General features: G+C 61.0%; 23 protein-coding genes and 1 pseudogene. 13 read left to right on the plus strand and 11 right to left on the minus strand.

Translation table 11 applies throughout. The features are described from left to right. Positions 1-14: 14 nt before the first annotated feature. From J6497_RS10610 to J6497_RS10625, 4 genes are all read left to right on the plus strand, one after another. Positions 15-1,505 carry a sensor histidine kinase gene (locus J6497_RS10610; RefSeq protein WP_225704421.1) on the plus strand — a complete coding sequence of 497 codons (1,491 nt, stop codon included), beginning with the start codon at positions 15-17 and terminating at the stop codon, positions 1,503-1,505. 401 nt (positions 1,506-1,906) lie between these two features. Continuing rightward, positions 1,907-2,116, plus strand: a complete 210-nt coding sequence (locus J6497_RS10615; RefSeq protein WP_225704216.1) for a hypothetical protein — start codon at positions 1,907-1,909, stop codon at positions 2,114-2,116. Positions 2,117-2,284: 168 nt separating this feature from the next. Then, positions 2,285-2,488 (plus strand): hypothetical protein, encoded by a 204-nt coding sequence (locus tag J6497_RS10620; RefSeq protein WP_225704217.1) that lies wholly within the window; start codon positions 2,285-2,287, stop codon positions 2,486-2,488. Positions 2,489-2,495: 7 nt separating this feature from the next. Then, positions 2,496-2,714, plus strand: a complete 219-nt coding sequence (locus J6497_RS10625; RefSeq protein WP_225704218.1) for a hypothetical protein — start codon at positions 2,496-2,498, stop codon at positions 2,712-2,714. A 265-nt stretch (positions 2,715-2,979) separates the two neighbouring features. Here the strand turns inward: J6497_RS10625 and J6497_RS10630 are convergent, their stop codons facing one another. Then, positions 2,980-3,411: a CBS domain-containing protein gene (locus J6497_RS10630; protein WP_225704219.1), complete on the minus strand. Its 432-nt coding sequence runs from the start codon at positions 3,409-3,411 to the stop codon at positions 2,980-2,982. A gap of 166 nt (positions 3,412-3,577) precedes the next feature. On the opposite strand from J6497_RS10630, the gene J6497_RS10635 reads away from it, so the two are divergent. Together J6497_RS10635 and J6497_RS10640 are read left to right on the plus strand one after the other, a co-directional pair. Beyond that, positions 3,578-3,796, plus strand: coding sequence for a DUF6894 family protein (locus J6497_RS10635; protein ID WP_225704220.1), 219 nt, complete (start codon positions 3,578-3,580; stop codon positions 3,794-3,796). Between the two features lie 255 nt (positions 3,797-4,051). Beyond that, entirely contained in the window at positions 4,052-4,318 is a 267-nt protein-coding gene (locus J6497_RS10640) for a hypothetical protein (RefSeq protein ID WP_225704221.1), read from the plus strand. A gap of 66 nt (positions 4,319-4,384) precedes the next feature. On the opposite strand, the gene J6497_RS10645 is transcribed toward J6497_RS10640, so the two are convergent. The 3 genes from J6497_RS10645 to J6497_RS10655 form a co-directional block, all read right to left on the minus strand. After that, the gene (locus J6497_RS10645) at positions 4,385-4,894 is read right to left on the minus strand and encodes a YciE/YciF ferroxidase family protein (protein ID WP_225704222.1); all 510 of its coding nucleotides are present in this window, start codon (positions 4,892-4,894) and stop codon (positions 4,385-4,387) included. 73 nt (positions 4,895-4,967) lie between these two features. Then, a complete protein-coding gene (locus tag J6497_RS10650) occupies positions 4,968-5,702 on the minus strand; it encodes a DUF72 domain-containing protein (RefSeq protein ID WP_225704223.1) in 735 nt (244 codons plus the stop codon). Positions 5,703-5,715: 13 nt separating this feature from the next. Further along, on the minus strand, positions 5,716-7,503 hold the full coding sequence (locus J6497_RS10655; protein WP_225704224.1) for a thiamine pyrophosphate-requiring protein: 1,788 nt from the start codon (positions 7,501-7,503) through the stop codon (positions 5,716-5,718). Positions 7,504-7,803: 300 nt separating this feature from the next. Here J6497_RS10655 and J6497_RS10660 point away from each other — a divergent pair, with 300 nt between their 5' ends. From J6497_RS10660 to J6497_RS10670, 3 genes are all read left to right on the plus strand, one after another. Continuing rightward, a complete protein-coding gene (locus J6497_RS10660; RefSeq protein ID WP_249793493.1) occupies positions 7,804-8,832 on the plus strand; it encodes an HlyD family secretion protein in 1,029 nt (342 codons plus the stop codon). Continuing rightward, positions 8,829-10,436 (plus strand): DHA2 family efflux MFS transporter permease subunit, encoded by a 1,608-nt coding sequence (locus J6497_RS10665; protein ID WP_225704226.1) that lies wholly within the window; start codon positions 8,829-8,831, stop codon positions 10,434-10,436. The genes J6497_RS10660 and J6497_RS10665 overlap by 4 nt, the downstream gene beginning before the upstream one ends. 159 nt (positions 10,437-10,595) lie before the next feature. Continuing rightward, complete coding sequence (locus tag J6497_RS10670; RefSeq protein ID WP_225704422.1) at positions 10,596-11,885, plus strand: PQQ-dependent sugar dehydrogenase; 1,290 nt, start codon at positions 10,596-10,598, stop codon at positions 11,883-11,885. A gap of 4 nt (positions 11,886-11,889) precedes the next feature. Here the strand turns inward: J6497_RS10670 and J6497_RS10675 are convergent, their stop codons facing one another. Further along, on the minus strand, positions 11,890-12,147 hold the full coding sequence (locus J6497_RS10675) for a hypothetical protein (RefSeq protein ID WP_225704227.1): 258 nt from the start codon (positions 12,145-12,147) through the stop codon (positions 11,890-11,892). A 1,473-nt stretch (positions 12,148-13,620) separates the two neighbouring features. Next, positions 13,621-14,652, minus strand: coding sequence for an acyltransferase family protein (locus J6497_RS10680; protein WP_225704228.1), 1,032 nt, complete (start codon positions 14,650-14,652; stop codon positions 13,621-13,623). 372 nt (positions 14,653-15,024) lie between these two features. Between J6497_RS10680 and J6497_RS10685 the strand changes: the two are divergent. After that, a pseudogene (locus J6497_RS10685) lies at positions 15,025-15,297 on the plus strand (alpha/beta hydrolase family protein); the annotation flags it as partial. Between the two features lie 279 nt (positions 15,298-15,576). On the opposite strand, the gene J6497_RS10690 reads toward J6497_RS10685, so the two are convergent. Continuing rightward, positions 15,577-15,750, minus strand: coding sequence for a hypothetical protein (locus J6497_RS10690; protein ID WP_225704229.1), 174 nt, complete (start codon positions 15,748-15,750; stop codon positions 15,577-15,579). A 328-nt stretch (positions 15,751-16,078) separates the two neighbouring features. On the opposite strand from J6497_RS10690, the gene J6497_RS10695 reads away from it, so the two are divergent. Further along, positions 16,079-16,624 carry a CAP domain-containing protein gene (locus tag J6497_RS10695; protein WP_225704230.1) on the plus strand — a complete coding sequence of 182 codons (546 nt, stop codon included), beginning with the start codon at positions 16,079-16,081 and terminating at the stop codon, positions 16,622-16,624. Positions 16,625-16,739: 115 nt separating this feature from the next. Here the strand turns inward: J6497_RS10695 and J6497_RS10700 are convergent, their stop codons facing one another. Continuing rightward, positions 16,740-17,159, minus strand: coding sequence for a VOC family protein (locus tag J6497_RS10700; RefSeq protein ID WP_225704231.1), 420 nt, complete (start codon positions 17,157-17,159; stop codon positions 16,740-16,742). A gap of 69 nt (positions 17,160-17,228) precedes the next feature. Then, the gene (locus J6497_RS10705) at positions 17,229-18,038 is read right to left on the minus strand and encodes a helix-turn-helix domain-containing protein (protein WP_225704232.1); all 810 of its coding nucleotides are present in this window, start codon (positions 18,036-18,038) and stop codon (positions 17,229-17,231) included. A gap of 686 nt (positions 18,039-18,724) precedes the next feature. Here J6497_RS10705 and J6497_RS10710 point away from each other — a divergent pair. Beyond that, entirely contained in the window at positions 18,725-19,984 is a 1,260-nt protein-coding gene (locus J6497_RS10710; protein WP_225704233.1) for a hypothetical protein, read from the plus strand. Between the two features lie 903 nt (positions 19,985-20,887). Beyond that, the gene (locus J6497_RS10715; RefSeq protein WP_225704234.1) at positions 20,888-21,055 is read left to right on the plus strand and encodes a hypothetical protein; all 168 of its coding nucleotides are present in this window, start codon (positions 20,888-20,890) and stop codon (positions 21,053-21,055) included. Between the two features lie 580 nt (positions 21,056-21,635). Here J6497_RS10715 and J6497_RS10720 read toward each other — a convergent pair. Together J6497_RS10720 and J6497_RS10725 are read right to left on the minus strand one after the other, a co-directional pair. After that, positions 21,636-21,812: a hypothetical protein gene (locus J6497_RS10720; protein ID WP_225704235.1), complete on the minus strand. Its 177-nt coding sequence runs from the start codon at positions 21,810-21,812 to the stop codon at positions 21,636-21,638. A gap of 5 nt (positions 21,813-21,817) precedes the next feature. Next, positions 21,818-22,060, minus strand: coding sequence for a hypothetical protein (locus tag J6497_RS10725; RefSeq protein ID WP_225704236.1), 243 nt, complete (start codon positions 22,058-22,060; stop codon positions 21,818-21,820). Positions 22,061-22,254: the final 194 nt, after the last annotated feature.

Here is a 22,254-nt window from a genome sequence, read left to right on the forward strand (position 1 = left end):
GCGGCATGAAGATGATAGACCACGAAAAGGTAAACATCCTTCTGGTCGACGATCAGCCGGCGAAGCTGCTGGCCTATGAAGTGATCCTGAAGGAGCTCGGCGAGAACTTGGTGGTGGCTGCCTCGGGGCGGGAAGCGCTAGAGTTTCTGCTCAAGAACGAGGTCGCGATCATCCTGGTCGACGTCTGTATGCCCGAGCTCGATGGTTTCGAGCTCGCGGCCATGATCCGCGAACATCCACGTTTCCAGAAGACCGCGATGATCTTCATCTCGGCGATCCAGGTCAGCGATATCGACCGGCTGCGTGGCTATGAGATGGGCGCGGTCGACTACGTTCCGGTGCCGGTGGTGCCGGAGGTGCTGCGCGCCAAGATCCGCGTGTTCGCCGAGCTCTACCGCAAGACCCGGCAGTTGGAACGACTCAATGCCGAGCTTGAGGACCGCGTCCGCGCGCGCACCGCGGAGCTCGAGCAATCAACGGCACAGCTGGTCGAAAGCGAACAGCGCCGCAGCATGGCGATTGCCGCCGGCAAGATGGGTTCCTGGGACTGGGATTGGGTCAACGGCGATTGGATGTGGGACGAGGGCCAGTACAAGATCTTCGGCGTCGATTCCAAGACCTTCGAGCTGACGTCCGCGAACATTCAAGCGCTGTTTCATCCCGAGGATTTCGATGGCTTGCGCGAGGCCTGGACCGAATTCGCGAAGGGCGTGAAATCATACGAGGCTGAATTCCGCATCATCCGCCCTGATGGGGAAGTGCGCTGGTGCGTCGGCACGGCGGCAGCAACCACCGACAAGAACGGCCGCGTGGTTCGGGTCAGCGGCGTTACCGTCGATATTACGGACCGCAAGCGCGCCGAAGAACGACAGAGTCTGCTTACGCGGGAAGTCGATCATCGTGCCAAGAATGCTCTCGCGCTGGCGCAATCGATCGTGCGGTTGACGCGCGCGCAGAATGTCAACGCCTATGTGCAGGCGGTCGAGGGGCGCATCACCGCGCTGGCGCGGGTTCACACCGTGCTGTCGCTGTCGAGCTGGCAGGGCGCCGAAATCCGCCGACTCGTCGCCGAGGAGGTTGCGCCCTATTCAGAGGCCGGACAGATCCAGTACGAGGGCGCGGAAGTCCAACTCGAGCCAGCTACGGCGCAAACACTGGCGCTGGCGCTGCATGAGCTCGTCACCAACTCCGCGAAATATGGCAGCCTCTCCTCGTTGTCGGGACGGCTCGCCATTACCTGGGAGGTGCAGAGCGACAAGCTGATCCTGGCGTGGGTCGAAACTGGCGGCCCGCGGGTGACGAAGCCGACCTCCAAGGGATTCGGTACGAGAAGCGTGATCGCCAGCATCGAGACCCAGCTCGGCGGCAAGGCCGATTTCGACTGGCGTCCCGAAGGCTTGTTATGCCTGCTCACAGTGCCGCTGCAGGGAAAGCTGCGCACGGAGGCGACTCTCTATCGGGATATAAATGCGCCGGAGCCGGCGCTCAGCTCACGCACCGCATAGCCGCGACAGACCAGGAATCGGGAACCGGGTAGGAACGTTCTCGTCCCTGCCTGATTGGTTTCGTGTACGTCCTAGGGATGATTGCGATGAAACTGACACGAACTGCATTGGTTTTCGGATTCACGCTGTGCTCCGCGCTTGCACTGGCGCAAACCGGTGGCGGCCCGAGCGGACGCGGATCGACTACGGGAGACCCGGCCGCGAGCTCAGCCACGCCTGGCTCTGCGCCGACAACAGGCAGCGCAACGAGACCGAGCCGGAGCGGTAGCGGAACATCGACTTCGGGTGGGCGGGACTACAATGACGACCAGGGCAGGGACAAGATGCCCCAGAACAACATGATCGTTCGCCCGAACAATCCCGACAAGAAGTGATCGAGTACGTTTGCAACGGAGAGGAAGATGGGACTTGCGCAATACGCCATCGTTCCAATTCGCGATCAATGGGGAGTGCTGCACGACGGCGTTGTGAACGGTGAATATGCGACGAAGGAGTCAGCATTCGAGTCGGCCGTTGCTGCCGCATCGCTGGCAATCCGGCAGGGCCATGAGGTGCATGTAAGCGTGCCGGCGCGAGAGCAGGGTGAGGCCGCCATGCAGGCCAAACCTTAGTCAGGGGAGGAAATCACGGTGGTCAGCGTAGGCATGTTGCGGTGTTTTTGGAGATGGTTCGTTCCTGCACGGCCATTTTATTTTGTTCGCGCGAAGTAACCTGAGTTAGCGACGATAGGTTGTTGGAAGCGCGATTCTGTATCTGTACTTGCGAAGCAGGAGACTTCCATGACGGCAAAACGCAATCGAACAAGGAACAGCGTGCCGTTCGACGAGCGGCTCCAGAGGGCGGCAGATGAAGCGCGCGCGGCAGCCGAGCAGTTGCCGCAAGGTGAAGCGCGCGACGCATTGCTGAAGAAGGCAAGACAAGCGGAGACCGCCGCTCATCTGAACGAGTGGTTGACGTCACCCGGCCTGCAATCGCCGCGCTGAGATGACGATGGATCGCAAGACTGCCTGCCTGGTGCAGGCCGATGCCTGCCGGGCGAGGGCGCAAGCCGATCCCGCGAATAGCGGTTACTGGATCGAAGAATCAATCAAATGGCTTGAGCGCGCCATCGATCCAACCGGCGGCCTATCGGTGACTTTCGAGACGAAGGACGAGCAGCAGCTCGCGGCAGACGGTGCTATCCCCCCGACCGTGTCTTCGGGGCCGTGAAGTCTGGCGTTCCAGAGCATGATCCGAAACCGACGCGACCTCGTCGGAGTCCACGCAAGCCACCGCGAACAGGCGAAGGCTCCCAGGAAGCCGGCATTTAGGGGGACGTCGGCAGCGGGCCAGCGGTCCGCCGCGCACCATTCGGCGGTTCATCCCAACATATATCTCAGCATCCCCGTGAGCAGCGCTGCGCTGACAATTGCCAATGTCGCGCAAAGCAGATCAAGGTTCAGGCCGACCTTGTGATGTTGGTGCTCGCGCATCGCTATAGCTGCGCATGCTGGGCGCTGGGACGAGAAATCTCGCTTAGCGCCACGCCCGCACCGTCACCGCTCTTGGCCTGCGCAATATCGCCGAGCGCAATGATGCCGACTAGCCGCTTTTCGCGACTGAGCACGGGCAGGCGGCGGACCTGGATCTCGCCCATATTTGCCGTGACCTCGTCGAGATCCTGGTCTTCGAAACAGTACTTCACCTCGGCGGTCATGACGTCCCTGATCCGCGCTTCCGGTCCGCGGCCCATACCGATGCCGCGAATTGCAATATCGCGATCGGATACCATGCCGACCAGGCGGTCATTCTCGGCGACCGGCAGCAGTCCGACGCCAAGCGCGCCCATGGCCTCTGCCGCATCCTTCAAGCTGTCTTCGGGGGTACAGAGCTGAACGTCGGGGGTCATCGCATCGCAAACTCTCATGGCAGACCTCACTGTCGTTGTTTAGCGCCTAACCGACGTTGCGGACCGGCGTTCCTTCGGGCCACAGGGTTTTTTGAGCGGACGGGACAGAGGGCGGCGAGCTGGAACCAAATCGGGCTGTCGTGCGTATTCTGGGAGCAGACGATGCAGGCCGGAGCGAAGAAAAATGCCGCTCTACCATTTCGATCTCGTTAATACCAAAACGGTCGCCGATCAGGGCGGTGCAGAGCTCGCTGATGACATCGCCGCCATGGATTCAGCCGACGACATTGCACGGCGGCTGCTCGGCGAGCACCCGGACCTGAAGAATCGACACTACTCGATTCTCGTTACCAACGAAGACGGCGACGAGATCTGCAGATTGCCGCTCGACATCGTTCACTAGACGAACGGTCCTAAAAGAAATTTAGGAACGACCGCAGCACACGCACGTTGGTGGGATGGAGCAAGTCACTTCGGAAAGAGAGATCTGGAAGAAGGGAAAGCTCTGAAAAGTACCCCGTCAGTTATGAAAATAACTGGCGGGGTACTTTTATTTATTGAGCATGGATGCTGAAGCGCGCGAACTTGCCTTCGTCGCGATAGGAACCGGTTCGGGCGGCGCTGGGTTGAGACGTTACCTCAACCCAAGGAGATACCGATGAAGAAGATCATTCTGGCCTCGGCATGCGTTCTGGCATTGTCGGCCGGCGGCGCGCTTGCTCAGCAGGCGCAGCCCGCGCCGGGTGCGTCGAGTCAGGGCAATGTCGGGCCTGGCGCGACGCCGCATACGAATACGCACCCGAGCAAGAAGGGCATGACGACCGGCGCTGGCAGCGGCTCGGGCCGCGCGGCAAATCCTTCCAGCGAAGGCAATGTCGGCCCCGGCACCAATAACAACATGGGCAAGCAGCCCGGCGGCCGATAACCGACCGATGCGATCAAGAAAAATGCCGGCCATGAGCCGGCATTTTTTGGCTTAGCCTTCAGACGATCAGCTGGCCGCTTTTCGATTGACGCCCTTGCGTAGAGCAATCGTGTTGAGCTTGGTGTTGGCCGCCTTTTCCTCATTCAGGTTGGTGGTGAGGAAGCGAACGATGTCGTCGTGGCCAAGCTCTTCCGCCCAGGCAATCAGCGTGCCGTAGCGGGAAATCTCGTAGTGCTCGACCGCCTGCGCGCTCGCCACGATCGCGGCGTCGAGCACGGACTTGTCCTCGATCTCACCGGCAATCTCATTGGCTTCCTTGATCAGCCCGTCGATCGCCGGACAGTCGGTGCCGGACGGCTGTTTGCCGAGCTTCTTGAATACCTGATCAAGGCGCTCGATCTGCTTGTTGGTCTCTTCAAGATGATTCTTGAGGCCCTGCGTCAGATCCCGGTTGGTAGCGAGCTCGATCATCTTCGGCAGCGCCTTGGTGATTTGTTGTTCGGCATAATAGATATCCTGCAAGCCATGCAGGAGCAGGTCGTCCATCGTCTTGATGTCTTTCGAAAGCAATCCCACTTTAGCCTCCTCAAATTATCCGAAGCCGCACACGCGTCTCCCGGCAATCAACATCACGCGGTTCGCGTGGTTCCTACTTTCTCCGTTCGATCAATTGTCGCAGCTTTGCCGCATCGGCAGGCGCGGCGCTCTTCTGGTCGTTGTCGAAATAGACGTAGACATCGCAGCCTTGCTTCTTCCAGGAGCGGATGCGCTTGGCCCACTCGGTCAGTGTCGCGCTACGATAATGACCTTTGTAGCGGCCGCCAGGACCGTGGCCCCTGACATAGACGAAATCGGCGGTGCGCCTCCACGGTGCTGGCGCGTCGTGATGATCCGAAATGCACAGCGAAATGTTCGCATCCGACAGCAGCCGCGTAATCTTTGGGGCATACCAGCTCGGGTGCCGGAATTCGAAACAGTAACGGCGCTTCCTCGACAGCAGCTTGAGGAAGGAGGCGAGGCGATCCGGGTTGACCTCGAACTGCGGCGGCAGCTGAAACAGGATGGGGCCGGCCTTGTTGCCCAGCAGCGACAGGCGGTTCTCGAGCAGCTCGAGGCTGTTCACCGAGTTCTCCGACAGGCGTTTCCAATGCGTGATGAACTTGGATGCCTTCCAGGCAAAGATAAAATCGTTGTCCGTCTGCTCGCGCCAGCCTTTCACCGCTTCCGGTGTCGGCGTGCGATAGAACACGCCATTCAATTCCGTGGTCGGAAACCGGCCGGCGTAGTAGCGGAGCTGATTCTTGAGGGGCAGGCCCTTCGGGAAGAAAGGCCCGCGCCAGGAATCATAGTGCCAACCTGATGTCCCAATCAGAATACGCGCCATTGTCTCCCGGACGTTACTTCTTTCCAGGCAGGACGCTCTCCAGCACCTGCCTTGCCGTGCCTCTGATTACGCCGACCTCGTCGGGATCTCCCTTGGCGAGAGCGATCGAGAAGTTCTTCGCCTGCTCGAACGTGATGTGCGGCGGCAGCGGCGGCACTTCGGGATCCGTCTTCACTTCCAGCACGACCGGAATTTTGCTCGCCAGCGCCTGGTCCCAGGCTGATCCAACCTGGTCGGGATGGTCGGCGTAGATACCGTACAGCCCGATCAGATCGGCAAAACTGGAATAGGAGACGTTGGGAATCCGCTGCGACGCCTCGAACTTCGGATCACCGTTGATGATCCGCTGCTCCCACGTCACCTGGTTCAGGTCCTCGTTGTTGAACACGCAGACGATCCAGCGCGGATCCTTCCACTCGCGCCAGTATTTGGCGACGGTGATCAGTTCGGCCATGTTGTTCATCTGCATCGCGCCGTCGCCGACCAGCGCGATCACCGGGCGGTCCGGATGCGCATATTTGGCGGCGATCGCATAGGGGACGGCAGCACCCATCGATGCCAGCCCGCCTGACAATGACGCCTTCATACCCTGGCGCATCTTCAGGTCACGCGCATACCAGTTGGCGCAGGAGCCGGAATCGCTGGTGATGATCGCGCGCTCCGGCAGCCGCGGTGACAATTCCCAGGTCACCCGCTGCGGGTTGATGGGATTGGCGGGTTGTTTCGCCCGCTCCTCGAGCGTCTTCCACCAGTTCCTGACATTCTCCTCGACCTCGCTGCGCCAGCCATCGGCCGGCTTCTGGTGGAGCCGCGGCAGCAGCGCCCGCAATGTTTCCGCGGCATCGCCTACGAGGCCGACCTCCATGGGGAAGCGGATCGACAGCATGCTCGCATCGATGTCGATCTGGACGCCGCGCGCGCCGCCTTCCTTTGGCAGGAATTCGGAATAGGGAAACGCGGACCCGACCATCAACAACGTGTCGCAGTCCGTCATCAGCCGATAGCTCGGCTCGGTCCCCAATAGTCCGGTCGAGCCCGTAACCCAGGGCAGGTCGTCGGGAAGGGCGGCCTTGCCGAGCAGAGCCTTGGCACAACCGGCGGATAATCTGTTGGCGACTGCGATCACCTCATCCGCAGCGCCAAGGGCGCCGGCGCCGATCAGCATTGCAACTTTGCTTCCAGCATTGAGCACTTCGGCAGCGCGATCGAGATCGGTATCGTGCGGCAATGTCTTCGGCGCGCGATAGCCGATTCCGGAATGCAAGGTGCCATGGGCGCGCGGCGGATCTTCATAGGACAGATCCTGCAGATCGTTCGGCAGGATGATCGCGGTCACGGTTCGGCGTGCGAGTGCGATGCGCGCAGCGCGATCAACCAGGTGTCGTACCTGCGCCGGTGAGGAAGCCTGCGCAACATAGGCGCCGGCGACATCCTTGAACATCGAAACCAGATCGAGTTCCTGCTGGTACTGTCCGCCGAGTGCGTTGCGCGCCTGCTGCCCGACGATCGCGAGCACGGGCTGATGGTCCAATAGCGCGTCGTAAAGCCCAGTGACGAGATGCGAGGCTCCCGGACCAGACGTTGCGATGCAGACGCCGAGTCGGCCGGAGAATTTCGCGTAGGCCGAGGCCATGAATGCCGCCATCTCCTCATGCCGCGCCTGGATGAACTTGATCTTTCCATCCGCGCGATTGAGCGCACCGAAGACGCCGTTGATACCGTCGCCCGGATAACCAAAGATGTGCTCCACGCCCCAATCGTGAAGCCGTTGAACGACGAAATCGCCGACGGTCTGAGACATCGTGAACTCCGCGGTACGTTGGAGTGCAATCAAGCACTGAGAACCGGTACTCCGCGTGAGGGTTCCAATCGGCGCCCCGATCAATGGTCCGTGGGAACCATGCTCTGATTGCGCGGTTAGCCAAATCGATTGCAAATGATCTCCTTCGCTTGAGGTGCTGCCGTGGATGCCACGACCCGAGAGCGTGGGCCGTCCGCGGAAGAAAAACGGCCTCCGGAACGCGCTCCCGAGCAGAAGCCTGAATTCAGGGACGTCAGCGAAACGCCGGACAGTCCGCCAACCGCGCCCAAGAAGCCATCGATGCTCGATCGGCTCCGCGAGCACTGGGTCTTGGCGATCATGGGCGCTTGCGTTCTCCTGGCTGCGATCGCTGGCGGCGTCATCTATTGGCTCGCTGTCCGTGATTACGAATCTACCGACGACGCCTTCATCGCAGCGCGCAGCTTCTCGGTTGCTCCGAAGGTCGGCGGCTACCTGGTCGAGGTACGCGTCACGGATAACCAGCATGTCAATGCGGGCGATCTGCTCGCCCGTATCGATGATCGCGACTACAAGATCGCGGTGGACCAGGCCGAAGGGCAGGTTGCCGCGGCACGGGCCAACATCGCCAACATCGAGGCCCAGATCGATAGCCAGCAGGCGCAGATCGACCAGGCCAGAGCACAGCTCTCGCAAGCCGAAGCGCAACTGCAATTCGCGCAGCAGGAGGCCGCGCGCGCCGACGATCTCCTGCAGAAGGGGGCCGGCACGCTGCAACGTCAGCAACAGACCAAGTCCGATCTCGAAGCGCAGCAGGCCAACACCACTCGCGCGAGGACGGCGGTAACCGTGGCCGAGCTTGGGATCAAGCCGCTGCAGGCCCAGCGTGAGAGCGCCAAGGCCTCGCTGCAGCAGGCAGAGGCGCAGCGCGATCAGGCCAAGCTCAATCTCGAATACACCAAGGTCACAGCGGCGCAGTCCGGGCGCGTCGTCAAGCTGACCGGCGCCAAGGGGACGTATGCGATGGCCGGGCAGAGCATCATGATGTTCGTGCCTGACGAGGTCTGGATCGTGGCGAACTACAAGGAGACCCAGCTTCGCGACATGCGTCCGGGCCAGCCCGTCGAGTTCACGATCGACGCCTATCCGGACCGCAAACTGATCGGACGCGTGGACTCGGTGCAGCCCGGCTCGGGCACGGCGTTCAGCCTGCTGCCGGCAGAGAACGCCACCGGCAACTACGTGAAGGTGGTGCAGCGTATGCCGGTCAAGATCGTGGTCGATCATTGGCCGCCCGACGTGCCCGTCGGCCCCGGCATGTCGGTCGTGCCCTGGACGAAGGTGCGATGACTGATACCACGCAGGCCGGCGGCTGGTCGCCGGAGCGCTCGGCAGCCGGCGGACACAATCCCTACCTCATCGCCTTCGTCGTTTCGATCGCGACCTTCATGGAGGTGCTCGATACGACCATCGCCAATGTCTCGCTGCGCCACATCGCGGGTGGGCTGGCGGTCGGAATCGACGAGAGCACTTACGTCATCACCAGCTATCTCGTCGCCAACGCGATCGTGCTGTCGATCTCCGGCTGGCTCGCGACCGTGCTCGGCCGCAAGCGCTTCTACATGATCTGCGTCGGCATCTTCAGCGTGGCGTCGCTGCTGTGCGGATTTGCCTGGAGCCTGGAAGCGCTGGTGCTGTTCCGCATCCTGCAGGGGCTTGGCGGCGGAGGGATGGCGACCTCCGAGCAGGCCATCCTGGCCGACTCCTTTCCGCCGGCCAAGCGCGGCCAGGCCTTCGCGATCTACGGCATCGCGGTCGTGGTGGCGCCGGTGATCGGGCCGACGCTCGGCGGCTGGATCACGGACACCTATTCGTGGCACTGGGTGTTTCTGATCAACGTGCCGATGGGACTGCTGTCGCTGGTCCTGGTGGGGACGCTGGTCAGCGAACCCTCGGGTGCGGAGGAGGAGCGAAGGGAATTGCTCCGCAATGGACTCCGCATCGACTATATCGGCTTCATCCTGGTCGCGATCGGGCTGGGCTCGCTCGAATTCGTGCTCGACGAAGGCCAGCGCAACGACTGGTTCGGATCGAGCATGATCCTGGGCTTTGCGCTGATGTCCGCCTTCTGCCTGCTGGCGCTGATCCCCTGGGAATTGACGCGCAAGGACCCGATCATCGAGCTTCGCCTGCTCGGCCAGCGGCAGTTCGCGGCCTGCTTCCTGGTCATGCTCGGCACCGGCGCGGTCTTGATCTCGACCACCCAGATACTCCCGCAGCTGCTGCAGGCCGAGCTGGGCTACACCGCAATGCTCGCAGGCCTTGCGCTGTCGCCGGGCGGCCTCTTCACGATGGTGATGATGCCAATCGTGGGCAGGCTCGTGAGCATCGTGCAGCCGAAATATCTGATCATGGTTGGCGCGACGATCGTGATGATCACGATGTGGCATCTCACCGGGCTGAACCAGGACATCACCTATGGCTACGCGGCGTGGTCGCGCATCTTCCTCGGCATTGGCCTGCCGTTCCTGTTCCTGCCGGTGACAACCGCGTCCTATGACGGTGTGCCGCCAGAGAAGACCAACCAGGCCTCGGCGCTGATCAATGTCGCCCGCAACGTCGGCGGCTCGATGGGAGTCGCGTTGGCGCAGACCGTGCTGGCGCAGCGCCAGCAATTCCATCAGAGCCGGCTGGTCGAGCATGTCGCGCCGTCCGACATCGGTTACCAGCAGACCATCGATGCGATGACGCGCTATTTCCAGGCGCAGGGCTCCAATGCTTCCGATGCGGCCTCGCAGGCGATCGCCTGGGTCGGCCAGACATTGCAGCGCCAGATTGATTTCCTGGCCTATATCGATGTGTTCTGGACGCTCGCCGTCATCGGCGCCCTGATGATCCCGCTCGCGCTGAGCATGCGCTCGATCGATCTCAACGCACCAGCACGGGGGCACTGACGCCCAAATCGTCGCAACCACAGACGAGATTGTGAAATGAGCCTGCCCAGGTTCTGCGCTATGGATGCGTGTTCGCGAGATCGTCGTCTCGCGTGAGGATATGCAATGCCCTGGAAGCCAATTGCAGCAAGCGCCACGGTTGCGACCTTGCTTGTGTTGATGATCCCGGCTGATGGAAGCGCGGAGCCGACTGTCCTGAAGGGACAGGAGGCCTATGGCGATTGGCGGCGCGACAAGCCCGGCACCTTGCGCCTGATCACGCCACAGGACCTGCCCAAACCCGGCGCGACGCCATCGACCGCGAACATGTCGCGCGTCGCGCCGCGATCGGCCTCCACAATTCCGCAAGTGCGATCGGGGTTCAAGGCCGAACTGTTCGCCGACGGCTTGAACGGGCCGCGCATCATCAAGACCGCGCCGAACGGCGACATCTTCGTCGCCGAGACGCGTGCCGGGCGCATCCGGGTGCTGCGCGCCGCCGATGGAGCGGCCAAACCCACGATCAACGAAGTTTACGCCACTGGCCTCGATCGTCCGTTCGGCATCGCCTTCTTTCCGAATGGCGACAACCCGCAATGGCTCTATGTCGCCAACACCGGGAGCGTGGTGCGCTTTGCCTATCGCAATGGCGATCTCAAGGCTTCCGGCAAGCCGGAAACAATCGTCGCGAATCTGCCGCACGGCTGGGGCCACTCGACCCGCGACATCGTCTTCACGCTGGACAATGCACGGATGCTGGTCTCGGTCGGGTCGGCCGGAAATTCGGGGGAGGGCATGGGCACTCCGCCGGGCGGCCTGCAAGCCTGGAGCCGCGAGCGCCCGCTCGGTGCCGCCTGGGGCAATGAGGCCAACCGCGGCGCGGTGCTTGCCTTCGATCCAGACGGCAAGAACCAGCGCATTTTTGCCACCGGCCTCCGGAATTGCGTCGGGCTTGCGATCCAGCCACAAACGGGCGTGCCCTGGTGCTCGACCAATGAGCGCGATGGTCTCGGCGATAACCTCGTGCCCGATTACGTGACCCGGATCCGCGAGAATGCGTTCTATGGCTGGCCCTGGTTCTACATCGGTGCCAACGAGGATCCGCGGCATGTCGGGGTACGGCCTGAGCTGAAAGACAAGGTCACGGTTCCCGACGTGCTGCTGCAGGCGCATTCCGCTTCGCTCGGCCTGGCGTTCTATGACGGCCAAAACTTTCCCGCCGAGTATCGCGGCGACATATTCGCGGCCTTGCACGGCTCGTGGAATCGGTCGAGGCGCACGGGCTACAAGGTGGTCCGCATCCGGCTGAAGGATGGCGTGCCGACCGGCGAATATGAGGACTTTGCGACCGGCTTCGTGATCAGCGATTCCGAAGTGTGGGGACGCCCGGTCGGCGTCACCGTCGCCCGCGACGGCGCGCTGCTGATCTCCGAGGATGGCAACGGCACGATCTGGCGGATCAGCCGCTAGGACATCAGCCTTGTCCGTCGCTGAGGCCGTATTCCTCGTAGATCGCCAGCGGATCGGCGTCAGGAAATAGCCGGCACTTCGCCTGCGCCAGATGCAGGGCGACGGTTCCGGAATCGCAGCCGGCGGCAAGCAGCTTTCGGATGTCCTCCATGTGCGGACGCGGCTGATGTTTTGGGGGAAGCTGCTCGAGGGCGACAAGCGCCGTCGCCAGCGCTTCGGTGATGACCCATTCGTCGTGGCCGGTGATTCCCTTTCTCGGCATCGCCACACCTCCCACATTGGAGCAAGGCCCATTCTAGCGTAAAGCCAAGGCGCAGCGCCATTATCGGATTGCATCCGGCGAGGCAGACGCCTAGGACGTGCACACCATTTCCGGCACAGCATCATGCAGCAATTAAGGCTTCTGGCCGACAATCTCACCGATGCGCTCGATAAATCTGCTGAATTTGTAGGCGTGCTCGGCCCACTGAACGCAGCCTGGTCGAAGCGATCGAATATGCGGAACGGCTGGCGGGGTAGGGATGCCCCTGCGATTCCGTCGCTCCTGCAAACGCAGGTCCGGGACGACGCTCATTGCTATGACGGGGATGGGTGATTCAATTGTCAAACAGCTCTCCGCTGTCATCGTCCGGCTTGACCGGGCGATCCAGTATTCCAGAGACGGCTGAGCTTAAGCCGAGAGGCTGCCGGATACTGGATGCCCGCCTTCGCGGGCATGACGGTGCAGTCTGGGGACAGGATGTGCGTCCGCGTTCTCGCGGCAGCTTTCGCCCGAGCTTTGCGTCACTTTCCGCCCTCTCATTGAAGTGAGGGCGCAGGGAAAGCCGGGTGCCGGTCGCACCCGTGGGCCCCGTGCAACAAAAAGCACGGGGGTAGGACCACAGGTCAACCGGAGCAACACCGGCTTTCCCTGCGCAGTGGTTTACGGCTTACTTCGTGCTCTTCCCGGTGACCGGGCTTTCTTGCCACCGTCGCCCGCGGCAGCTCTTGCTACTCGCGAACTTAGCGCCAGCGTCGGGGCGCCAGAACCACACGACTTCGCCGTCCACGGATAGTCACGCTCGTCAGTCGCAACACCCGCGTCCACCGCATCTCACCGCAACGTTCGTGACGATCGCGACCCGCCCCTCATTTCGGGTGAGACGCGCGGAGTCATAGCGGTGATTTGCCCGACGGCGGAAGCGGAATGTTTTTTGCGCGGGGGGTGGACAGACCAAATCACTTTGGAAGCACTGGCGAATTTTCTCTCCGTCATTCCGGGGCGATGCGAAGCATCGAGCCCGGAATCCATTTCACCACCAGGACATGCGGCCCAATGGATTCCGGGCTCGCGCCAAGAGGCGCGCCCCGGAATGACGAAGAGTGAGCAGTGTGGTTGCTCGGAACCGGTCGGCGATGATAGAGAGCCCGACTAATGGAGCGACGATCGTGACAGCGACGTATATCCGAACGAGCTGGGATTTTTTCTCCGCGACTACGTCACCGCCATGCTGCGCGTAGCCGAAATAAACCGCGTGCCATGCCTTGATCTTTTCAATTCAAGCGGCGTCAACAAGGCCAACTATCGAGCTCTCACTCACGACGGAGTGCATCCGAACAATTGGGGTGTTCTGCTGCGGGCAGTCCAGATCTCTTCATTCATCTCAAACGGTATCTAGTGGCGATCATTCCCTGCGGTCGGAGCGATGGACAGCAATTGCTGCTGCCCAGCTTCGAGCGCGCTCACCGGCGAGGGCTATTTCGCAGTCAGCCGCCGGCCCATAGCCATGAAGGGCTTCTCGATATAGCGCCAGGAGAGCCAGGCCATCGGCGTCGTCAACGCCACCGCCGCGATCGTCGTCACTGATATCGCGAGCAGGACCGGCAGTCCCCTCGCGTCGAGCAGCCGGACGGCAAGCGACATGCCGATCGGGTGAAGCAGATAGAAGCTGTAGGAGATGCGGCCGTAGAAGCGGACCGGGCGGAGATCGAAAGCGGCAAAGAGGCCGATCGAGCTTCGAAAGGCGACCAGCAGTACGAGCAGCGAGGAACTCAATGTTTCCAGCGCGATGATCGGCGCGGTCTGTTTCTGCGATCCGCAGAAGCAGAGCAGGGCGATGGCCGCGATCGAGAAGATCCAGGCGGCAGCCGTGCGCAGCCGCTCGGCGGTCCGCTCGCCCTGCATCTGCAGAAGCACGCCGGCGACGAAGGCGTAGAGCGGCGCGAGGTTCGCAACGCCGCCGAGCAGATGCACATAGGCGCCCCAGAAGGAGAGGCCAAACAGGACTGCGATCGACATGATCAGCGGCTGCGGGCCAACGCGCTGGAAGATGTAGACCGACAGCAGGATCAGTGGCGTCGCAAAGCACTCGACGGTCATCGACCACATCACGCCGTTGATGTCATGGCGGACCATGATTGCATTGAGCACGACGTTGAGCGGATCGAATTTCGCTTCGTAGCCGACATAGAAGCCGTATTGCTGGTGCAGCAAGGTCAGCAGCGCCACCACCGCGATTGCCGCGGGGAAGAGCCGGAACAGGCGATGTCGCAGAAACGTGATCGGGTTCGGATTGTTCTGCAGCGAGCGCGCCAGCACGAAGCCGCTGAGCACGAAGAACATCACGACCGGCGCCATGCCGGTGACGTAGGTGTCGGTGAATTGGCCGGTGATGTGATAGCCGACGACCGAGACGGCCGCGATGCCGCGCAGCGATTCAAGGCGAGGCAGGAAGCCGAGTTTTCCTGCCTTGCCTTTGCCTACCTGCGCATCCGGGACTGCCGCCATCATTGTCGCGTAACATTCCGCCCCCGGCTTGGCTACTGCGGCGCGCCAGGTGCGCGTTCACTAACCTTTGGGCCCTGAGGCACTGTTGAGCCATTGCCGCGTCTCTTCGTCGGTCCAGCCGGGAACGGCAATTCCCTTGGGTGGGATAGCGGAGGGCGGGACAACGGGCCGTTCGAGACGGAAGTGTCGCTCGGGATGCCTGGCACGACGGATCGGCGCAGATTCGGCTGAGGCGCACAACACGATCAGTACGCTGAAGCCAACAACAAATCGCATCGGATCTCCTCCGAAATCGGCTATCCCAACCGAGGATAGGATTGGTCCAAAGGCCGACCAAGCCACGGAAGTGATTGTCCGCCAGCGGTCGACGCTTTCAGGCTCTGGGGAGAACTCGATTTCGAGGCGGCACTTTGCTTCATGCGCGTGCGTTCGCCGTCGGCGCGGCTCATCGTTGTCGGCCACAGCATCGGCGGTTTCCTGCCGGGCCTGGCCGCAAGCGCTGGTTTGATCGAGCGGATGCTGACGGTCGGTGCGCAATATGCCTGGTGGGGCGACTATGCGCCGCGCCGGCGGGCCGGCCTGTTCGTCAAATGGCATGTCGCCATGCCCATCATGACCGCACTCTGCGGCTACTTTCCCGGCCGCAATCCCTGGCCGGCGCGTGTGCTTGAATCGGCCGGCTCCGGTGGACCGTAAGTCGATACGCGACCGCGTCCAACGTGCCTCGGAAAGATACGCCGCCGGGCTCAAAATACGCTGTCCCGGCGGCGCCCTGTGTCATACTGGGCCCTCGAAATCCCCAGCAGGCACTGAAGTGCAACACGCATGCCACAACAGTGTGACGCCATGGGACTCATTTATCCCGGCGCGGAAATAGGCCCGGGATTGTCCGGTGTATCGCTAAAAAGGCCCGCGACGACGCACCTACAGGCCGCGCTGCATCCGGTTGATGGCCACAAGGAGCTCGGGCCGCTCCAACACTTCCACCAACCTGTCAAGGATGACCCGCTCGTTGTTGCGCGGTCGCGGCTGCAAGTATTCTTCAAGTATGCCTTGGGCTTCACGAACGGCCTGAAGAGCTAGCTGCTCATCCGTCATTCTAGTCGCCTCCGGAAGTGGTTAATGCAGCCCAACACAATTGAGCAAAATATGGTTCCATTTTTGTTAATGAGTTGTTTGCGCGGGGCATCCTGCCGCAAATGTACCGGCGGAGAATTATCCGTAAGGTTTCAGGATAATCTTCCTAATAATGCGTTGATTTATTACCGGCGAAGGGGGTATCGACAGGATTGAAACTGCGATTTATTCGACGTCGCGGCGGTGCCATGGTCGGTCCGGACATCGCGCAGCCTGGCATAACAAAACCAATGACTTCCGGGTTTATCTGGTCTCTTTACCGCCCCGGAAAGCTGATTTGGAAACACGGATGAAATCGCTGGTCTCCCTCTGCCTTTGGGTCGCCGCTTGCTGCTATCCAGTGCTTGCTCGCGCCGAATCTCCTGCGGATATGATCTCGCGCTATCGCGCTCAGCATAGGGAGGGGCGCGTCGTCCTGGATGCGACACTCACGCGAATTGCGCACGCGCAAGCTGCGGGGATGGCAGCAAAGGACCGGCTCGACCACGACGTCATCGGTGGATTCAACGCGCGCGTCAGCCCGGCGGGAGCCGGCCGAGCGGCGGAAAACATCGCGTACGGCTACGACAGCTTCCCCAAGACACTTGACCAGTGGGTCAATTCATCGGGACACCGACGAAACCTCCTGCTGCACAACGCCTCGCGTGTCGGCATCGCCAGCGTCAAAAGTTCGACGACCGGGCGCACCTATTGGGCCATGGTGATCGCAGGCGACTATGAGCGTCGCAAGCCGTCGAAGACCGCGTCGAAAAGCTCAAAGCAGGCAACGGTTGCCAAGCGCAAATCTCACGCTGTGGAAGCTTGTCGTTTGAAAATTCTGAGCATCTGCCTCTGATACAGGGGCACATTCGTGGCGGGCCGAGAACAATGAAGATGGGAACTATGTCTACGCCATAGGCACGCTAGGCTCTCCGCTGTCGGCGGGCTGCCTTGCACCCGAAGGCCGGACATCATTGGTCCGCCCAAGGATCGTAGCTCCCAAAGCTCCAGACATTGCCTTCCGGATCCCGCGCGGAATAGCCCCGCCCTCCATAGTCTTCATCCCTTGGATCGCGGATAATCTCCGCGCCGGCGACGCGTGCGCGCTCCGCATGAGCGTCCACGTCCTCGACGATCAGATAGAGGCCCATGGTCGGGCCGCCGGCCTCGGCAACCGTCTTCATCCGAGCGGCCCGCACATGGGGCGAGTCGATGGCGGTGGAGATCATCACCATGCGATCGGACCAGACGAGTTGCGCATGCTGAACGATATTGGGATCGGATTCGCTTAGATAGACCGCGCGGCGCTCGAAGCCGAAGGCGGCGCACAGAAACTCGATGGCACGCGGCGCATCGGCATAGCGCAGATTGGGGATGATCTCGTGTCGCATGGGATACCTCGTTGCTGTCCGACACAGGGATAGACGAAATGCCCAGCCCTGGATTGGACAAAACGCACCTCAGGCTTCCACGAGTCCGCCGCCATCGGGCAACGAGCGCGCAAGAAACGCGGTCGGGGTAAGGCCGCTGAATTCGCCAAATTCCTTTATCATGTGGGATTGGTCATAATAGCCCGCCTCTGCGGCCAGACCGGCCCAATCCGGCCGATCCGCCTCTCTTGCGATCAGGCGTGTCAGCGTCTGGAAGCGCAACAGTCGACGGAACGAGCGGGGGCCGACGCCAACCGCATCACGCACCCGTTCGGCCATGTGTTTGCGGCTCCACCCGATCTCTGCGGCGATGGCTGAAATATCCAGGTCCGACCGGGTTCGCAGCAGGTAGAGCGCGTGGCGTTGCTGCCTGTTCAGAGGCTCGACCCCCAGAAGGTGCCGGCGAAGGGCCTGGTCCAGCAGGAGCACGCGATGATCGCGACCGTTCGCCGCCTGAAGCGAGCTGCCCAATTCGCGAGCTGCGCGCCCGAGCAGGGCATCAAGCGAGACGACGCGATCGGCCAGCTCGTGCATCGGCGTCCCGAGCAGCAGGCGAAGCGTGGCAAGCGGCAGGAATATATGCACGCCCGCCTGCGCCCCGGACGAGTGCGACAAGGCCGGCTTCAGATGCGCTCCGGCCACGAAGGCTTCGCCGGCCTTCAGCGTCAGCCACTCCCCATTGCCACCGGTGATCGATATGGGATCGCCGAGATTGACGATGAACACGCCTTCCGCGTGGGGCAATTCGCGACGGGTCGCAAATCCCGCCGTGCGCTCCCGATAATCGCTATAGCCATGAATTAAGCCGACAAGATCGGAAGGGGGTGCGATGCGGGCCATGCTCCACGCGTTGACACCGTCATCGTGAAAGGACTCTTGATAACATCGGCTGAGGCCCATGGGTTCACCGCGACAAGGTTGATCATGGCGGCAGCATAGTATCCATTTACGTCGGTAATCGAAAGCAGGATCGGCAATGCTGTCCGTTTTGGCGGAACACAAGCGAAGACTGTCAGGCAGCCATTCACCAGTCGTGCCCCGTTTGGGGTTGATTGGCGGGATGTCCGCTCTGGAAGAACAATTCCGCCAGACCGAATAGCGCCCGCGAGCGTAACGCTGCTGAAGCCCGGACATGCAGCACAGAGAACGCCGATTCTGCGCTACTGCTACCCTCGGCACGCTATACTACGCTAGACTTTGATGGCGGACCGCGACCGATAGCGATAATCACTACGTTTACACGTCATAGCCCTCTCGGGCGCGATACCTTTGTGCAGCAGAACTAGCAGCTACATCGTCGCGAATTCACGATGCAGCCGGCGAATACTGATCGTGCCATGCTTGCAGCCGCCTCAAGGTCGGTATTCCCAGCTGCGAGGTGCTCACCCGCTCGAATCTAGCGGGTGCAATCCGTCGCGAAAATCCCTATTTCTGCGACTATCGCGGATTTCGGGCTTTTCGGGACACAAATGGCAACTTTCCAAAACAATGCAGACGTTGACCAAAGAAGTTAACAACGGATCGAGATGAGTGAAATCCGCATCTTACCTTACGATGTCAGGTATCGCGACGAGTCGGCCCTGCGTTTTGCCGGTGCTACGGCGATGGAGTCGGTCAACAAGATGGTCGCCGCGCTGAACACCAACGGCATTCCGGTCATCGTTCCTCCGACCGAGACCGAGCCGGACCCCTCGCTTGGCGAAGAGGATCAGTATGCGATCCAGCCGGGCGCCTATAAGTTCTGGCTCAAGACCGGCGGCGTGTGGGTGTTTCAGGGTGTCTATAGAGGGTTCAACCCAACCGGCCCGTACGACAACGATCGCACGTACAGCATTGGCGACGTCGCCAGCTCTGGCGGCACGTCCTATGTCTGGCTCCATGATGAGCCCGGATCTGGCCACGCGCCGCCCAACGCCACCTATTGGCAAGTGCTGGCGGCGAAGGGGGATGGCGCTACGGTCTCTGTTGGCACTACCACGACCGGCGCGCCCGGTTCGGGTGCATCCGTCACCAATTCAGGGACATCGTCGGATGCGGTCTTCGATTTCACCATTCCCGCCGGAAAAGGCTACGGCGGCTCGTCGTCAACGTCACTTGCGATTGGGACGGGCTCAAAGACGTTCGCCATCGGCACAGGCTACGCCTATCAGGTCGGCAACTACATTCGCGCCAGCTCGGCGGCGAACGGCGCGAATTTCATGGAGGGAACAGTTACTGCCTATAGCGGCGGCAACATCACGATCAACGTTACCAAGGCGGGCGGCTCTGGCACTGTCGCGGATTGGAATTTCGCGATCTCCGGAGCACCGGGCAGCGGTGATTTGCTCTCGACCAACAACCTCTCTGATGTGGCGAACGCTGCAACCGCGCTCGTGAATCTAGGCGCCGATGCGCGCTATGTAAAAAAGGCCGATATTGTCGGTACGGTCAGCCAGAGCGGCGGCGTCCCAACCGGCGCGATTATCGAGCGTGGTTCGAACACCAACGGTCAGTATGTGAAGTACGCTGATGGCACAATGATCTGTTGGAACCCAAACGCTTCAGCATCCGACGCAACAGATAGCGCCCTGAATGTTTTTAGTGGTGCTTCAGGAAATTGGACATATCCTGCAACCTTCGTGGCTCAACCAGCTGTAAGCGGTGGCATAAATGGCGTGGTTGGTCTCGGCCGCTGGTTAACGATCGGTGCAGGTCCAGCGTCAACTCAGATAGTTGTGTGGAGTTATATTCAGCGCGCCGCAGGTAACGTTAGTGCGGGGTTGATGGCAATCGGGCGTTGGTTCTAGGTTGCCACCATGCTCGGTCGCGCGGTGTCCACGGCATCGTGGGAAGGGCGAACCGAGCTTCAGGTGGAGATTATGGGGTGATCACCGAGCTGGTGCGGTGGCGTTGCGCCGCTTCTGCTCCGTGCTTGTCGCGGGGGCGGCGACACCACCCCATCAGTTTCCGGCGAGGTATCTGATAACTGCGATCGTGCTGATTACCATAAACGCTGTTACGACGATTGAAAATAAAACTCTCGCAAGAGAGCCTTTCGAGCTGAGCCCAACCATAGTTGTACGCCTCCAGCTAAAGGCAGCGGTGCTCAGGCTCTTTTTTACCGCTTAGGCGCTTGATCCGATGACCTTTCCGGAGCAGTACAGTTCTGACATATATTCAGCTTTCGCCTCAACCGAATCTCATCCGCCTGCTGCCGAGCCTCTTCTTCCTGCCAGCTAGTCGGTTTGGATTCCGAGGCTGGTCTTTGCTCGGCCGCTTCGGTCTTGGCTCGCTTGTGGACCCTCTGATGCTTCTGCACAGAAGGAGCGGCTTCGGTTGGAAGCTGATAGAGGCCGTCCAAATCGGTGGTGTCCAATGAGGGTTGCTGGGCGCGGCAGCCATTGCCTGATAGGCAGAATGCTGCTGCCAGCAGTAAGCAAGCACAGATGAGCTTCACAGGGCACTCTCCGGACAGAATGAGCAAAATCTCCCGAGTGGCAGCGCGGCATCGGCATTGGATCAGAGGGCGAGCCATAGAGCCATCGCAACCAGCACCATACCAAGCAAAGCATATTCGAGTTTGTGGTTGTAGGAACGGAGAACAGTGCTGTTCCATTTCATGTCGATTCTCCTGGGGCGCATTCATGGCAGCGCGTGCACGAATGGCCTAGTGCTATCCGCTGACAATTTCCCTGGGTCGGCTGGCGCCGATGCCCACATCGCCGAAGGCGTGGCGACATGCGATAAAGTACGTCGCTGACAGCCTCTATGCCGATCCCGAGAAAGCCGTGCGCCGCCTGATGAAGATCGCGGATGCTGTTGAGCCCTGGAAAATTATGTCGGAGCCCGCATTCCTGGCGAAGTCAGCCACTTATTGACTCGAGAGGCATCATCTATCTGGCTGGCCTTCCGCAGAAGCTCGTCGCGACGAATGCCGTGGGGCATGCCTCCGGCTTGTTTGCGCAGGCTGATCGCCTCTTGCGCTAAGCGGAATTCGAATGTGCATGATGATAGCTTGGAAGGTCGACGATGCGACATACCGGTACTCCCTATTCGATTTGGCGGGAGCGTTACCGAACTCTCAGTCACCGATGTGAGCCGGGGGGCAGCGCGATGATGCAAACGACTAGACGCCCTTTTTATCCGGGAGTCGACATAATTCGAGCCGGGCGCTTCGAATGGTCAGGTCGGACACCGAAGCAAGTAAAATAAGGCGCTATTCCCTTCGATCTGAGCCGTTTCCCGCGAAGTCTCATAACCTGACATTACGGGTACCGCGCCTTCGCAGACCTGCCACTCCCATTTCGTTGGGAGCAGGGCGATTAGTTTCACTTCCAGCAGGCGCGTCCTAAGTGATTTTGCCATCCACTGTGTATGCGCCGTTGACGGTCAACATTCCAGTGGTCAATAGTAGCCCTTCGGTTGCCGCGTCCCGTCGGAGCCGCTCGCTTCTTTCCGTCATTTCGACCCCGAGCCTACGATGCTGGCTGCCTGCCATTCGGGGGCGGTGGCTTCCTTCTTCCGTAGCTTGGTGATGTAGTTCGCGGCGTCGCGGAGAACGACCAGGCGCCGACCGTCGGGCAGTATGATCGGCTCGTCGAACTTGCAGCTCCAGCCTGAAATGCGTTTGACCAACAGTCCTACTTCTGTCGATCCGACTCGGCTTTGTTCGCGGCCTTCAGTTTGTCCCGAATATATTCAGCCATGTCTCCGACCTCGTCACGCATGGCCTTCTCAGTAATTCCTTCGTTTTTGGCCATTTCGATGCAGCGTCGCGTTAGCTCGGCCACGTCTTGCGAGGCGCCGGGCTCACCGAATTGCTCGGCAGCGTGAACGCTATTCTGCACCCAAAAGTCGATAAACTCTCGCGCGTTCGCGCTCATCCTCTTCACCTCTGAGCAAAACAATATCCCGCGACCGCGAGGGCGCAAGTGGTCGGCGGGCAATGATGGTACGATCAGGGACGGGGCGCTGGGGGCGCAAGAGTTCGACAAACTTCCTGCTTGACCGAGAGATGGTGACGGAACGCCAACGCGCCCTAACCCTCGTGGATTGCGAACCGGCCGCGGTGGCGCTG

Origin of the sequence: Bradyrhizobium cenepequi, from assembly GCF_020329485.1 — a bacterium.
Lineage (GTDB): Bacteria > Pseudomonadota > Alphaproteobacteria > Rhizobiales > Xanthobacteraceae > Bradyrhizobium > Bradyrhizobium cenepequi.

What these genes read in the sequence shown, in the direction of transcription:
- J6497_RS10615 (WP_225704216.1), top strand. Translation starts at nt 1,907, where the DNA reads ATGGGACTTGCGCAATACGCCATCGTTCCAATTCGCGATCAATGGGGA.
- J6497_RS10620 (WP_225704217.1), top strand. Translation starts at nt 2,285, where the DNA reads ATGACGGCAAAACGCAATCGAACAAGGAACAGCGTGCCGTTCGACGAG.
- J6497_RS10625 (WP_225704218.1), top strand. Translation starts at nt 2,496, where the DNA reads ATGGATCGCAAGACTGCCTGCCTGGTGCAGGCCGATGCCTGCCGGGCG.
- J6497_RS10630 (WP_225704219.1), bottom strand. Translation starts at nt 3,411, where the DNA reads ATGAGAGTTTGCGATGCGATGACCCCCGACGTTCAGCTCTGTACCCCC.
- J6497_RS10635 (WP_225704220.1), top strand. Translation starts at nt 3,578, where the DNA reads ATGCCGCTCTACCATTTCGATCTCGTTAATACCAAAACGGTCGCCGAT.
- J6497_RS10640 (WP_225704221.1), top strand. Translation starts at nt 4,052, where the DNA reads ATGAAGAAGATCATTCTGGCCTCGGCATGCGTTCTGGCATTGTCGGCC.
- J6497_RS10650 (WP_225704223.1), bottom strand. Translation starts at nt 5,702, where the DNA reads ATGGCGCGTATTCTGATTGGGACATCAGGTTGGCACTATGATTCCTGG.
- J6497_RS10655 (WP_225704224.1), bottom strand. Translation starts at nt 7,503, where the DNA reads ATGTCTCAGACCGTCGGCGATTTCGTCGTTCAACGGCTTCACGATTGG.
- J6497_RS10660 (WP_249793493.1), top strand. Translation starts at nt 7,804, where the DNA reads ATGCTCGATCGGCTCCGCGAGCACTGGGTCTTGGCGATCATGGGCGCT.
- J6497_RS10665 (WP_225704226.1), top strand. Translation starts at nt 8,829, where the DNA reads ATGACTGATACCACGCAGGCCGGCGGCTGGTCGCCGGAGCGCTCGGCA.
- J6497_RS10670 (WP_225704422.1), top strand. Translation starts at nt 10,596, where the DNA reads ATGATCCCGGCTGATGGAAGCGCGGAGCCGACTGTCCTGAAGGGACAG.
- J6497_RS10675 (WP_225704227.1), bottom strand. Translation starts at nt 12,147, where the DNA reads ATGCCGAGAAAGGGAATCACCGGCCACGACGAATGGGTCATCACCGAA.
- J6497_RS10680 (WP_225704228.1), bottom strand. Translation starts at nt 14,652, where the DNA reads ATGGCGGCAGTCCCGGATGCGCAGGTAGGCAAAGGCAAGGCAGGAAAA.
- J6497_RS10690 (WP_225704229.1), bottom strand. Translation starts at nt 15,750, where the DNA reads ATGACGGATGAGCAGCTAGCTCTTCAGGCCGTTCGTGAAGCCCAAGGC.
- J6497_RS10695 (WP_225704230.1), top strand. Translation starts at nt 16,079, where the DNA reads ATGAAATCGCTGGTCTCCCTCTGCCTTTGGGTCGCCGCTTGCTGCTAT.
- J6497_RS10700 (WP_225704231.1), bottom strand. Translation starts at nt 17,159, where the DNA reads ATGCGACACGAGATCATCCCCAATCTGCGCTATGCCGATGCGCCGCGT.
- J6497_RS10705 (WP_225704232.1), bottom strand. Translation starts at nt 18,038, where the DNA reads ATGGCCCGCATCGCACCCCCTTCCGATCTTGTCGGCTTAATTCATGGC.
- J6497_RS10710 (WP_225704233.1), top strand. Translation starts at nt 18,725, where the DNA reads ATGAGTGAAATCCGCATCTTACCTTACGATGTCAGGTATCGCGACGAG.
- J6497_RS10715 (WP_225704234.1), top strand. Translation starts at nt 20,888, where the DNA reads ATGCCCACATCGCCGAAGGCGTGGCGACATGCGATAAAGTACGTCGCT.
- J6497_RS10725 (WP_225704236.1), bottom strand. Translation starts at nt 22,060, where the DNA reads ATGAGCGCGAACGCGCGAGAGTTTATCGACTTTTGGGTGCAGAATAGC.